Annotated in this window: 13 protein-coding genes and 1 pseudogene; 1 reads left to right on the forward strand and 13 read right to left on the reverse strand. The window is 41.5% G+C overall.

Annotated elements, in window-relative coordinates; all coding sequences use genetic code 11:
- Positions 1-18: 18 nt before the first annotated feature.
- From pgsA to WJP93_RS09140, 6 genes are all read right to left on the reverse strand, one after another.
- Complete coding sequence (pgsA, locus tag WJP93_RS09115) at positions 19-549, reverse strand: CDP-diacylglycerol--glycerol-3-phosphate 3-phosphatidyltransferase (RefSeq protein WP_227099927.1); 531 nt, start codon at positions 547-549, stop codon at positions 19-21.
- Positions 533-1,885 (reverse strand): 30S ribosomal protein S12 methylthiotransferase RimO, encoded by a 1,353-nt coding sequence (gene rimO / locus WJP93_RS09120; protein WP_227099831.1) that lies wholly within the window; start codon positions 1,883-1,885, stop codon positions 533-535. The genes pgsA and rimO overlap by 17 nt, the downstream gene beginning before the upstream one ends.
- Complete coding sequence (rpoZ, locus tag WJP93_RS09125) at positions 1,875-2,189, reverse strand: DNA-directed RNA polymerase subunit omega (RefSeq protein ID WP_066558932.1); 315 nt, start codon at positions 2,187-2,189, stop codon at positions 1,875-1,877. The genes rimO and rpoZ overlap by 11 nt, the downstream gene beginning before the upstream one ends.
- Positions 2,190-2,250: 61 nt before the next feature.
- A complete protein-coding gene (gene gmk / locus WJP93_RS09130) occupies positions 2,251-2,868 on the reverse strand; it encodes a guanylate kinase (protein ID WP_066558925.1) in 618 nt (205 codons plus the stop codon).
- On the reverse strand, positions 2,861-3,133 hold the full coding sequence (locus tag WJP93_RS09135; protein ID WP_118612930.1) for a DUF370 domain-containing protein: 273 nt from the start codon (positions 3,131-3,133) through the stop codon (positions 2,861-2,863). Before WJP93_RS09135 ends, gmk begins: the two co-directional genes overlap by 8 nt.
- Positions 3,134-3,155: 22 nt before the next feature.
- Entirely contained in the window at positions 3,156-4,034 is an 879-nt protein-coding gene (locus WJP93_RS09140) for a YicC/YloC family endoribonuclease (protein ID WP_227099833.1), read from the reverse strand.
- A 177-nt stretch (positions 4,035-4,211) separates the two neighbouring features.
- Between WJP93_RS09140 and WJP93_RS09145 the strand changes: the two genes are divergently transcribed.
- A complete protein-coding gene (locus WJP93_RS09145; protein ID WP_227099834.1) occupies positions 4,212-5,957 on the forward strand; it encodes an NFACT RNA binding domain-containing protein in 1,746 nt (581 codons plus the stop codon).
- 364 nt (positions 5,958-6,321) lie between these two features.
- Here the strand turns inward: WJP93_RS09145 and glgA are convergent.
- The 7 genes and pseudogenes from glgA to WJP93_RS09180 form a co-directional block, all read right to left on the reverse strand.
- A pseudogene (gene glgA / locus WJP93_RS09150) lies at positions 6,322-7,758 on the reverse strand (glycogen synthase GlgA); the annotation flags it as partial.
- A gap of 156 nt (positions 7,759-7,914) precedes the next feature.
- Positions 7,915-8,730: a sporulation transcription factor Spo0A gene (gene spo0A / locus WJP93_RS09155; protein WP_308731422.1), complete on the reverse strand. Its 816-nt coding sequence runs from the start codon at positions 8,728-8,730 to the stop codon at positions 7,915-7,917.
- Positions 8,731-8,931: 201 nt separating this feature from the next.
- Entirely contained in the window at positions 8,932-10,002 is a 1,071-nt protein-coding gene (spoIVB, locus tag WJP93_RS09160) for a SpoIVB peptidase (protein ID WP_337547884.1), read from the reverse strand.
- 48 nt (positions 10,003-10,050) lie between these two features.
- Complete coding sequence (gene recN, locus WJP93_RS09165; RefSeq protein ID WP_337547886.1) at positions 10,051-11,742, reverse strand: DNA repair protein RecN; 1,692 nt, start codon at positions 11,740-11,742, stop codon at positions 10,051-10,053.
- 21 nt (positions 11,743-11,763) lie between these two features.
- Positions 11,764-12,216, reverse strand: a complete 453-nt coding sequence (locus WJP93_RS09170) for an arginine repressor (protein WP_118612922.1) — start codon at positions 12,214-12,216, stop codon at positions 11,764-11,766.
- A gap of 39 nt (positions 12,217-12,255) precedes the next feature.
- Positions 12,256-13,116 (reverse strand): NAD(+)/NADH kinase, encoded by an 861-nt coding sequence (locus WJP93_RS09175; RefSeq protein WP_118612921.1) that lies wholly within the window; start codon positions 13,114-13,116, stop codon positions 12,256-12,258.
- Between the two features lie 18 nt (positions 13,117-13,134).
- A complete protein-coding gene (locus tag WJP93_RS09180) occupies positions 13,135-13,938 on the reverse strand; it encodes a TlyA family RNA methyltransferase (RefSeq protein ID WP_337547888.1) in 804 nt (267 codons plus the stop codon).
- Between the last annotated feature and the right edge of the window lies 1 nt (position 13,939).

Below are 13,939 nucleotides of genomic sequence, written 5' to 3' on the forward strand. Positions count from 1 at the left end.
TAAGTCCCCTTATTTTTCTTACTTCTGGTCTGATAATACATCCAGATTGTGTACAATATAGTCAACCAGTGAGATAATCGTAAGAATCAAAGCGGCATAAATTGCGATTGTTGTAACAACAGATAATGCAGAAACATCCATAATCAAAAGGATGCACATAATCATCTGAACAACCGTCTTTGCCTTTCCCCAGATTCCTGCGGCAATCACACGGCCGTTTTCAGCAGCTATAAGGCGAAAGCCGCTGATAATAAATTCTCTGGCTACAATAATAATAACAATCCATGGTTCCAACGTTCTAAGTCCGACAAAACAAATCATGGCAGAGCAGACTAACAGCTTGTCCGCGAGTGGATCCATGAATTTTCCAAAGTTTGTAATCAGGTTATACTTTCTCGCAATCGTACCATCGAGTTTATCGGTAATAGACGCTGCCACAAAAATTACCAGTGCAGCCCACTTTCCCCAGCTGTATGGAATCAGCTCACATACAACAAAAAACGGGATCAGTATTACACGCAGCATAGTCAGTTTATTCGGCAGATTCATGTTCTTCATACAATTCTCCAATCAAATCATATTCATCTGAGCCGGTAACAACTGCCTCGGCAAAATCACCGGACATCAGTGCTTCTCCTGATTTTATAAAAATGTAACCATCAATGCCTGGCGCATCCATGTAGGTTCGTCCGACATAGGCATGTTCATCTGGAAGATATCCTTCAATCATAACAAGCAGCTTTTCGCCAACACAGTCTGCCTCAAAATCAAAAGAAATCTCCTGCTGCAGCTCCATGATAGCATCACGTCTTTGCTTTTTGACTTCTTCATCAATCTGATCTTCCATCTCGGCAGCCGGTGTTCCTTCCTCTGGTGAATATGGAAAAACACCAAGGCGCTCAAAGCCAACCATGTCTACAAACGAGAGCATCTCTTCAAAATCTTCTTGTGTCTCGCCTGGGAAACCTGTAATTAACGTTGTTCTAAGAACAATATCCGGAATCTCTGTACGAAGCATCTCAATTTTGTCTAACAGCTCTTTGCGGTTTGTACGTCTACCCATCTTCTTTAAAATGCGGTCAGAGGAATGCTGTATTGGCATATCCAAATAATGACAGATCTTTTTTTCTTCTTTCATTACCTGAACAAGCTCTGGCGTAATTTCCTCTGGATAACAATATAAAAGACGGATCCAGACAATGCCCTGGATTGCACACAGACGATGAAGGAGTTCTGGAAGCATTTTCTTTTTGTAGAGATCAATTCCATATACGGTAGTCTCCTGTGCAACAAGAATCAATTCCTTTACACCTTCTGCTGCAAGTTCTCTTGCCTCTTTTTCAAGTTCCTCCATCGGTACGCTGACATAAGCACCGCGCACAGATGGAATTACGCAGTACGTACAGCGCTTATTGCATCCTTCTGCAATCTTTAAATAGGCATAATGACCGCCTGTTGTCAGCAGTCTCTTTGTTGTATGACTGTTTAACACACCTGTGGGCATCAGATTTCTTGGTCGTTTGCCTTCAAGTGCCTCACGCACAACATCCGCAATTGTATGCCATGCGCTTATTCCAAGGATTCCATCAAGCTCTGGCAACTCTTCTAACATTTCATCCTGATAACGCTGTGAAAGACATCCCGTTGCGATAAGTGCTTCAAGCTTCCCTTCTGTCTTAAAACGTGCCAGATCTAAAATATTTTGGATGCTTTCTTCCTTTGCATCTCCAATGAAGCAACAGGTATTTACAATAATTACCTGTGCCTGTGCTTCATCATCCGTAAATGTACATCCCTCATCTGCAAGAATGCCAAGCATTTTCTCAGTATCCACCAGATTCTTATCGCAGCCAAGGGATACGATCATTACCTTCTTATTCAGCATCTTCTGTCTCCGAAGTTTCTGTATCTGTGAAAGAAAGTGGGCTTTCCATAGTGGCTACTGGTGTGAAATCATCCTCACCTTCCTTTGTAATATGAACCTTGCCCTCACGAATCTCCTCTACTGCGATGGAAAGAGGCTTATAGGTAGAAACATGATCAGCAAGCGGCTCCTGTCCGTTTACAATCTGGCGTGCACGCTTTGCAGATGCAATTACAAGTGAATAGCGGCTGTCGATTTCTGGCTCATTCTCGTCACGAACCTCATTAAGTGTCTTTAATAACTCATTATAAGATGGATGGATCATTTTTTCATTCTCCTTATCATTTTTTATTTGTTTATTGATCATTACAGCAGTCAAATTATCTTTAAAGTGTCTTTAAATCATCTTTGATTGCTGCAACAAACTCTTTGTTAAATTTTACTGCGTGATGTGTGCTCTGCATCAGTGCATCAAGCTCCTTGACGCATACATCTAAGTCATCGTTTACAATAATGTAATCATATTGATCCATGTAAACGCCTTCTTCAACGGCACGCTTTAAACGCTTTTCAATCAGCTCTTTCGTCTCAGTTCCTCTGGCTGTCAGACGTCTTCTTAATTCAGCTGCAGACGGCGGTGTAATAAAGATAAGAATGGTATCTGGGTATGTTTTCTTTACCTGCAAAGCGCCTTGCATCTCAATTTCAAGGATAACATCCTTTCCGGCTGCCAAATTCTCCTCAACAAAGCCAAGCGGTGTTCCATAGCCTTTATTTACATAGATTGCACTCTCTAAAAAGTAACCCTCTGCCTGTCTTTTTACAAACTCCTCATGAGAAATGAAATAATACTCTTTTCCGTTTGTTTCGCCATCTCTCGGTGCTCGGCTTGTGCAGGATATTGAAAGTGCATACTGCTCATTTTTGCAAAGCTGTTTCATTACAGTTCCCTTTCCTGAACCTGAGAAACCGGAAACAACAAATAAATTACCTCGTTTACTCATCTTCTTCCTCCTCTTGTAGCTGTGTCTTTTCCACTGTCAGATTACATCTGGCGGTAAGCGTCTCTGGTGTGAGCGCTGAGAGAACCAAATGACCGCTTCCAGTAAGAATGACTGATTTTGTTTTTCTTCCCTGTGTCGCATCAACTGCACTTCCTTTGCTTCTAGCCTCGCTGACCATACGCTTCATCGGTGCAGAATCTGCTCTGCAGATAGATACAATCTGACTGGAATTTATAAAATTGCCAAATCCGATATTTACAAACATACAAAACTCCTGTAGTAAAACTTTATTCGATGTTTTGAACCTGTTCACGTATTTTCTCAATCTCAGTTTTCATGTCGATTGCCACATCTGCAAGTGTTACATCGTTGATCTTTGAAAGTGTGGTATTCGCCTCACGATTCATCTCCTGTGCAAGAAAATCAAGTTTTCGTCCAACGCTTCCGCCTGTGCACAACGCTTCCTTCATGTGGCTGATATGAGTGCGAAGACGAACCATCTCCTCATCCACACAAATCTTATCCGCATACAGAGTTACTTCCGCTGCAATTCGATTTTCATCAATCACAGAAGCTTCAATAAACTCTTTTACCTTTTCTGTCAGACGAATGCGGTATTCCTGTACCATCACAGGTGCTCTATCTGTCACCATATCCACTAACATATCCATGTGATCTAACTTTAACAGCAGATCCTTTTTTAGCTGCTCACCCTCTGTCTGACGCGCCTGTACCATTGCAACACAAGCCTGCCTTACTGCCTGCTCTACATCTGGCCACAGCTCCTTTGCATCAGTATCCCGCTGCTCCATAGTAAAAACCTCTGGCATACGTGCAAGCTCTGTCAATGTCAGATTATTTTCAAGATTAAATGTATCAGCCATCTGCGCCATATGTGCCATATAGTCTCTTGCAATATCCTCATGATAGCACAGCACTGTCTGATCATCAGACTCTGTTTCATAGCTGATATACATATCCACTTTTCCACGCTGCAGCTGTTCTTTTACAAGACTGCGGATCGCAGTCTCAAAGCAGTTAAAGATCTTTGGCATCTTAATTGAGAGATCAAGATACCTGTGATTTACTGATTTCATCTCTACGATGATCTTATGCGATTCGCCCGCAAATTCAAAGCGCCCGAATCCTGTCATACTTCGTATCATAAATGTATTCGCCTTTCCGGCAGCTGCTTTTATCGTGCAGACTACGACTTATTATTATACGCTAATTTAATTCTATCGTCAACTTGCAATCGAAGAAAGATTGCGTTTTTTTTTACATTCTGTTATACTGTCAGATATCAAGGTCCAAGACTGTTTTAGAAAGGTTGATTACGTACTATGGCTTTTGATGGAATTGTAATTTCAAATATTGTATCTGAATTAAAGCAAAAATTAACTGGTGGGCGCATCTCCAAAATTGCTCAGCCTGAGCCAGAAGAACTTGTTTTAACAATCAAAAACAAAAAAGACACCTACCGTCTGTTTCTATCAGCAAATGCAAGTCTTCCGCTGATTTATCTGACGCAGGAGGCAGGGCTTAGCCCGATGACTGCACCTAATTTCTGTATGCTTCTTAGAAAGCATATAGGAAATGCCCGCATCACAGATGTCACACAGCCAGGACTAGAGCGAATTGTGCGCTTAGAACTGGAGCATCTTGACGAACTGGGTGATCTTCGTCAGAAATCTCTTGTAATTGAGATAATGGGCAAACACAGCAATATAATTTTCTGTGATGGCACAAAGATCGTTGACAGTATCAAGCATGTAAGTGCCGCTGTAAGTTCTGTGCGCGAGGTTCTTCCTGGCCGCGACTATTTTATTCCAAACACAACAGGCAAAACAAATCCGCTTGCTGCCGACAAGACATTTTTTTCTTCTCTGTTTTCTTCTGGAAAAAATATTGCTGCCATACTTTCAGGAAATTTTACCGGAATCAGTAATGTCAGTGCAGAGGAAATTGTCTATCGCAGCGGCCTAGACAGCTCTCTTGCCGCAGAGGCCTGCACATTAGAAGAACAGACTCGCCTATGGAACGCTTTTTCTGGTGTCATGGATTTGATCCGCACACAGCAATTTTCTCCATGTATCGCTTATGACAACAATGAGCCAAAGGAATTTTCTGCATTTTTGCTGACAGGACTAACTGAGTATCGTCTTCAGACTTTTGACTCAATCAGCGAAGTTTTATATACTTACTATAATTCCCGCAGTGCCATTGCACGCATGCGCCAAAAATCGGCAGATCTTCGCCATCTTGTTCAAAATTTGATTGAACGCACTGCCAAAAAGGCTGATCTTCAAAGACGACAGCTTTCTGACACCGATAAGCGTGAAAAATACCGCATCTATGGCGAGCTTTTAAATGCATATGGCTATGATTGTCCGCCCGATGCAAAATCGTATGAGGTATTTAATTATTATACTGATCAAATGATGACGATCCCACTTGATCCGACAATGACAGCAAAAGAAAATGCACAGAAATATTTTGAGCGCTATAATAAATTAAAACGAACTTTTGAAGCGCTGTCTACTCTGACTGTTGAGACAGAAAATGAGCTTGCTCATCTCGAATCTATCATGACATCAATTGATATCGCTGCAAGCGATGTAGATCTTGATGAAATTCGCAGAGAGCTTGGAGAAAGCGGTTATATTAAATCGCATGGTCCAAAAGGGAGAAAGGACAATCGAAGAAAATGTGTTCCTTATCACTATCTTTCTTCTGATGGCTTTGATATCTATGTTGGAAAAAACAACTACCAGAATGAAGAACTGACCTTTAAGTTCGCACAAGGAAATGATATCTGGATGCATGCCAAAAAAACGCCAGGATCTCACGTCATTATTCAGACAAATGGCAGAGAAGTGCCAGACCGCACCTATGAAGAGGCTGGAAGTCTTGCTGTTTACTATTCCAAGGCAAAGACTGCACCAAAGGCTGAAGTTGACTACATTGAACGCAAGTTTGTAAAAAAGCCAGCTGGAGCAAAGCCAGGTTTTGTAATTTACCATACTAATTATTCACTTGTAGCAAGTCCTGATATCAGCAGCCTTAAGCTAATCTCCGGAGGCGAGTAAAAAGTATATATCAAAAAAGAATGGCAATCATCCTATTTTTAGAATGATTGCCATTTTCATTGGATTATTCTTTTTCTTCTGGTTTTGCTTTTGTCACTACTTCTTTAGCTTCCTCTGGAGTTTCCAAAACTTCTGTAACTTCCTCTGGCTCTGGTGCTGCTTCTGGAGTTTTATCTGCTTCTACTTCGGCAGTCTCTGTTCTTTCATCTTCTGTCTCGTCTTCAATACCACTAAACTTACGAATTGCTTTTTCTTCAGCACGCTTTGCAAGCTCTAAGGCTTTCTCAGCTTCTTTTAATGCAGCCTCAGCAGCCTCTCTCGCCTGCTGTAAACGAATTGCTTCTTTTCTACGTGCTTCTTCTTCGATAAGTCCATCATAAAGCTTTTCATACTCTCTTGCAGATGCATCCCATGAGAAATCCTGCTTCATTGCACGAAGAACCATTTCATTCCATGCCCTGCGATCATTGAAATAAGTTTTCTTTGCATAACGAATGATAGCAAGCATCTCATGCGCATTATAATTAGTAAATGAAAATCCTGTTCCTGTTCCATCCACTTCATTATATGGTGTAACGGTATCGCGAAGTCCGCCTGTCTCACGTACAATCGGAAGAGTACCATAGCGAAGACTCATCAGCTGGCTAAGACCACATGGCTCAAACAGAGATGGCATTAAGAATGCATCACAGCTTGCGTAGATACGATGTGACAGCGCCTCCGAGTAGAAAATATTTGCAGATACACGCTCTGGATATTTTCTGGAGTAATAGGTAAACATATCCTGATATTTGCCCTCTCCTGTTCCAAGAACGACAAGCTGAACATCTTCTGCACAAATCTGATCAAGAACGCACTCAACAAGGTCAAGTCCCTTCTGATCAGTCAGACGTGAAACAATTCCAAGCATGAATGCATCTGGATTTTCCTCAAGGCCAAGTTCCTTTTGCAGTGCTGTCTTATTTGCTGCCTTTGCATTAATTACATCTTCTACTGAATAATTAACTGCAATGTCCTTATCTGTCTTCGGATTGTAAACATTATAATCAATACCATTTACAATACCGCTAAGCTGCTTAGAACGTGCACGCAGCAGTCCATCTAAGCCTTCTCCATAGAACGGCATTCTAATCTCGCTTGCGTAGCTGCGACTTACTGTAGTGATGCGGTCTGCATAGACAAGTCCGCCCTTTAACATGTTTCCGTTTCCATATGCCTCAAGCTTGTCACTCGTAAAGTAATAATCAGACAGACCAGAGAAGCCCTTAATAGTATCCACACTCCATGTACCCTGGAACTTCAGGTTATGAATAGTAAAGATTGTCTTGATGCCCCAGAAGAACGGATCAGACTGGAAGCTGTCATGCAAATATACTGGAATCAAACCTGTCTGCCAATCATGACAATGGATGATATCCGGCTTAAACCCAATTAATGGAAGGATGGAAAGAACTGCCTTTGAGAAGAAGCAGAATTTCTCTATATCCTCGTACATATTTCCATATGGCCATGGTCCGCCAAAATAAAACTCACTGTCTACAAAATAGAAATGAACACCTTCATACTCCATTTCCAGAACGCCGACATACTGTGTACGCCAATAAAAATCGGTGTAGAAATGCGTTACATACTTCATCTGGGAGCGCAAAGATTCCTTGATGCATAAGTACTTCGGCATAATTACTCTGACATCATACTCTTCTTTATTAAAATACTTTGGAAGGGAACCGACAACATCAGCAAGACCTCCCGTCTTGATAAAAGGTACGCACTCAGACGCAGCGAAAAGAATTTTCTTCATAAACCTCAAACCTCCACTATTTGGTACCAGGACAAACAACCTTTGTCAGCTATTTCATCCATCGTTTTTTCTTAATTATACACGAAAATGCCTAATAATGGAAGCTCTTTTTATACAAAATGCAATACAAATTTTCGTTGATTGTGTCAATTGGCTTTAACTTTTAAAAAGATTCAGCTCCAATCGGATCTTATCAGCAATGAGCGCCACAAATTCTGAATTAGTGGGCTTACCTTTTCCGCTATTTATCGTATACCCAAATAACGAATATATCGTATCCATCTTGCCGCGGCTCCACGCAACCTCAATAGCATGACGCAGGGCACGCTCTACACGGCTTGGTGTTGTTACATATTTCTTAGCGATTGATGGATACAATGCCTTTGTGATCGAATTTAATAGATCCATATCGTTGACACACATAATAATTGCATCACGTAAATACTGATATCCCTTAATATGGGCTGGAACACCAATCTCATGAATCACACTCGTGACATACTGTTCCAAACTCTTTCCCTGTCCTCCATATATAAACGCAGGTTCTTTTAGTGCTGTACTCTGTGTTAACAGCTGTGGGCGCATATCATAGCCTCGTCTTCCTAACTGCTTCACACGGTTTAACAATGTAAAATTGTCAAACGGCTTCATAATATAATACGTAGCTCCGGCAGACATGGCATTTTCTGCCACTGATTCATTCTGAATACCGGAAATTATGATAAAGGATGGCATCGACTCCGCATTTTTCTCAGCATGAACCTTATCCATTACGCCAAGACCATCAATTCCCGGCATGACTAAATCAAGCAAAACCACATCTGGCTTCTTATCCAGAATCATCTCGTATGCCTGCTCTCCATTTCTAGCTGTCCCCACTACTGTAATATCATCATCTGCTGTTAATACCTCATCCAACATTGTGAGTATTCTTTCATTATCATCTGCAATTGCTACATTTAATTTTGCCATTTTCCTCATCCTTTCTCTTGCTTTCTGCTAATTGTTCATTCATTTTTACGTTTGTCTTTTCAATCGACATACTCACTATAGCAGTTTTTTCTATTTTCTACAAGAGTAGCCAAGCGCGCATTTCGCGCTATATAAGACAAAGAACTGTCTTTTCATGTAGATTTATGCTTTTGTAATATTCAGGCAATTCGACACTTCATATTAATGATTCAACATATCTTCTGCATATATTGCATAGCCCTTCGTTGGATCATTGACAAACACATGTGTTACTGCACCGATCATTTTGCCATTTTGAATGAGCGGTGAACCACTCATACCCTGAATAATGCCGCCTGTTTTTTCAAGAAGTAGCTTATCTGTAACGCAAATCTGAAATCCTCCAGTACTTCCTGGCTGCGTTTTTATAATTTCTACTTCATAATCCTGCGGCTCGCCATTTACTGCACAGCGAAGAAAAGCTTTTCCGCAGACAACCTCTTCTTTGTGTGCCGTCTGCATTAATGCTGATCTTACTAATTTTTCTTTCATCAAAGCAGATACATTTCCATAAATTCCACAGCTTGTATTTTCATAGATGTTTCCTAAAAAAGTAGATGTATCATAACAGATTATACCGCAGAACGATCCTGGTGTACCGTTTTTGCCACGGATTATCATCTGAATCTGCGATTCATATAAACCACCTTTTCGCACACTAACTCGTTTTCCTGTATCGCTGTCGTTAATTGGATGACCAAGCGCACCGAAATGACCATCCTCACTTATATAAGTCAGCGTACCAATTCCCTGCACATCATCTTTGACCCATACACCAAGACGATACGTTCCGCTTGTATCCTGAATAGGAAGTACAGAAATGTCAAACGATTCCTGTTCGCGAACAATATGAAGAGTGAGCGGCTGTCCCGCGCATGCTTCTACACTAGAAACCAGTTCTTCTTTCGAGTTGACTGGATTTCCATTGATCGACGTAATATAATCTCCCTGCTGCAGGCTGCCCTCACATGGAGAAGAAAGTGTTTCCATATTTGTTGGAATCTGCGCCGTTGTCACCACCATAACACCTTCTGTTTCCATATAAATTCCAACTGGAAATCCACATGGATATACTTGCGGCATTTGGACGGTGTTTTGAACAGCCGTATTTTTCATCGCAGTCGCTGCAACACTTTGAAATGAACTGTGATGTGCACAGCAAACTGCTATGGCTATGGCAAATATAATTGCCACAGCCTTTCGTATTTTAAAGTACTTTATTTTCATTTGCATACCAACAGCCTTCCTTTCATTTTTCTGCTGTTAGTATGCGTTTGTTTATCATTTTGTAATCTGGGATTCTTTTGTTCTATTTGCCATATCTTTCATCTCTTTTGCTGTATCAAGAACGTTCTTTGTAATTTCTGCTCCGCCAAGAAGTCTTGCAACTTCACGGATGCTTTCCTCTTCTGATAGTTTTGTGATATGTGTTGTCGTTCTTTCATTTTCTGCATTTTTCTCAATTAAAAAATGCGTATCTGCCATTGAAACGATCTGAGCCAGATGACTGATACAAATAACCTGACTTCCTTTTGCCGTTTCTGACAGACGTTTTGCGACTTTTTGTGCTGTTCGGCCACTGATTCCCGTGTCTATTTCGTCGAAAATAAGTGTTTCTATTTCTTCCTTCTGCGCCATAACAGACTTCACCGCTAACATAATTCTTGATAATTCACCACCTGATGCGACAGCAGCAAGCGGCTTTAGTGCTTCTCCTGGGTTTGTCGCTATGTAAAATGTAACGACATCCTTTCCTCCTGGACCAATCTGCTCTGTCTGATCCATATGAATCTCAAAACGCACATCTAAAAAATTCAAATCTACAAGTGCCTTAATCAATTGGCTGCAAAGTAAATCTGCGCATTTTCTTCTTTTGCTGCTAAGATCGTTTGCGGCCTGTTCTAACTTAACAAATGCATTTTGACATAATTTTTGTGCCCGCGCCTTCTCTTCCTCGAAATGACGGTATTTTTCAAGCTCCTGCTCTTTTTTCTCTGTCAGCTCCAGCAGCCCTTCCTCATCACAGCGATATTTCTGCATAAGATGACGAATTTGATCAAGACGTTCTTCAATCTTTGCGGTATCAAGCTCCTCATCCTGCATTGCATCAAGACGTTCTGAAGCTTCACGACAGATATCATGAATAATTGACTCGGCATCCGTAAGCTGATCATATAAAGACTGCGCTTCTTCGTCTGCATCTGAAATACCTTTTAATGCATGCTCTGCTCTTCCACAAAGATCACAGGCACCATTTGACTCATAGCCTAAAAGTGATGTCAATTCCTGATACGCTGTTATGATATGTTCACGCTCCGATAAGCGTTTCCATTCTTTTGAAAGACGTGCCTCTTCACCAGGTGTAATTGATGCCTCTTTAAGCTCATCAAGCTCATAACATAAAATATCCATGCGCCTAAGCCGCTCGTCCTCGCCTACGCTGTAACTGTCAAGCTCATCCTTATACTGTTTCCATATGCGGTAATACTGTGCTGTCTGTTCTTTTGCTTCTTTTAATTTTTTTCCGCCACTTCTGTCTACGATCTCAAGCTGCTTATGCTGATGAATAAGTGCCTGATGATCATGCTGACCATGCACATCAAGAAGAAGTGACGCAACCTCGCGTACTTTCGAGGCTGGATATGCCTCTTTATTGATTTTGCTCACGCTCTTTGAAGCAGTGATCTTTTTCGAAATAATCAGCTGGCCATCTTCTGGTTCAATATCATATTCTCGAAGCTTTTCGAGAACTGCCGGATGTGTCGGTGAAAAAATCAGCTCAATATAAGCCTCCTTTTCATTTGCGCGAATCATCTCTTTGTGTACCTTTGCCCCAAGTGCAATCAAAACAGAACCAATCAAAATGGATTTTCCTGCTCCCGTCTCTCCGCTTAGGACATTTAATCCTTCTGTAAAAGTCACCTCTTCTTCATCGATCAGAGCGAGGTTTTTGACGTACAGACTGTCCAGCATTTTTCTCCTGCCTTTCTATATTCAATCATTGAGAATACTCTCAATTTTTTTCATCAGATGAATGGTATCGGGCACGGTACGAACCGCGCACATAATCGTATCATCACCTGCAATACATCCGACAATCTCACTAAAATGACACGCATCAAGTGCTGCTGCCGCTGCCATTGCCATACCAGAAACTGTTTTTATGACAAGTATATTCATTGCCATATCCATACTGACGTAAGATTCCTTTAAAATACGAAGATATTTTGGTTCGGCCTGTTGGTGCTTTGATTCTGCTGCCTTATAGACAAGTTTTCCATTTTTTCCAGAAACTTTTTTTAACCGAAGCTGGCTTATGTCTCTTGAAACAGTTGCCTGCGTCACATCAAAACCATCCTCACAAAGCATCTGCACCAGTTCTTCTTGTTTTTCTATATCATGCATCTGAATCAGCTCTAATATGCGCTGCTGTCGTACCGTTTTCATAGCCATCTCCTTTTCAAAACTTTTTTCGCGGCTTTTTATTTATCGGCTCAGTTTTTTTCCAAGCGTATCTAAAAAGCTTCTTTGATCCAAACGGATTAATCTAACCTTATCTGATGCACTTTTTATCACAATCTCATCTCCTGGATGCACTGATACCACATTGTCTGAGTCAAAGCTTACTGCCTGATGAAGCATGCGAATGCCATCCTTTGCCTCAACAATCAGTCGAATATACGCATTATCCGGAAGAACAATGCTTCTTGCCGTTGTCAGTGTCTGAGCACAAATTGGCGTAAGCACAAATAAATTTGAGGTCGGAAGTACGATTGGCCCTCCTGCTGAAAGACTATATGCCGTAGAGCCTGTCGGTGTTGCAACAATAATGCCATCTGCATTATATCTTGTGATAAACTGATCATTCACATAGAGAGAAAAGCGAAGCATCTTCATGCTTTCAAGTCTCGTCAGAACAATGTCGTTTAATGCCGTATCACTGCAGACAATCTGTCCATCACGCACAATCTCGCCAAGCAGCGTCATACGTTCCTCGATAAAAAAATCATCCATCAAAAGTCTGTCGAGACTTGGAAACAGATTTTCCTGATCTACTTCTGACAGATAGCCAAGATTTCCCAAATTAATGCCGATCAGCGGATAGCTTGTACCTTTTAAGTCGTGTGCTGCCTGAATCAATGTTCCATCACCGCCTAAAACAATAACGCATTGTGTGTCGCCGGGAATCCGGCCAGTATCTGTATAGTGATACCGGCCATTATCCGAAGCTGCCGGTCCGGCAATGACACACTCTGCGCCTTTCGCTGTCAGGTATTCTTTTATTTCCTGCACACAAAAAAGTGTGTGCGGCTTTGCATAATTTGCAATTACATAAAAATGCCTCATAGCTTCCTCCCAGTCAGCTTACAGCAGTTCATGTGACTGCTCAACAAGTGCATTTACATCTGGCAGCGGCCGATTTAGCTCTTCCTCTGTCGGTGTTTTCTGAAGATAAAGAAGATATTCAATGTTTCCTTCTGGTCCCTTAATTGGTGAGAAGGCAAGGCCAAGCACGCCAAAACCAATGGATAGTGCAAAGTCCATCACCATGCGCACAACCTCCATATGAGTTTCCTTCTCGCGTACAACACCCTTTTTGCCAACCTTTTCTCTTCCAGCCTCAAACTGCGGCTTAATAAGGCAGACTATCTGTCCACGCTCTGCCATCAATTCCTTTACCGGAACAAGTACCTTTGTAAGCGAGATAAATGAAACGTCAATTGACACAAAATCAATGGCGCATCCAATATCCTCTGGCACAACATAGCGGATATTCGTCTTCTCCATACAAATGACACGCGGATCATTTCGAAGACTCCATGCAAGCTGACCATGACCGACATCAACCGCAAAGACCTTAACAGCACCATTTTGAAGCATACAGTCGGTAAAACCGCCAGTGGAGGCTCCTACATCCATGCATGTCTTCTGGTCAAGTGCGATGGCAAATTCTTCCATTGCCTTTTCCAGCTTCAATCCGCCTCTGCTGACATATTTTAACGAATTGCCGCGCACCTCAATCGCTGCATACGTATCAAACATCGTGCCAGCCTTGTCCTCCTTTTGTCCATTCACATAGACACAGCCAGACATAATAACAGCCTTTGCCTTCTCTCTTGAAGGCGCGTATCCCAAATTTACTAATAGTACATCTAAACGTTCTTTCACT

The sequence above is a fragment of the Anthropogastromicrobium sp. genome, assembly GCF_037349415.1.
GTDB lineage: Bacteria > Bacillota > Clostridia > Lachnospirales > Lachnospiraceae > Anthropogastromicrobium > Anthropogastromicrobium aceti.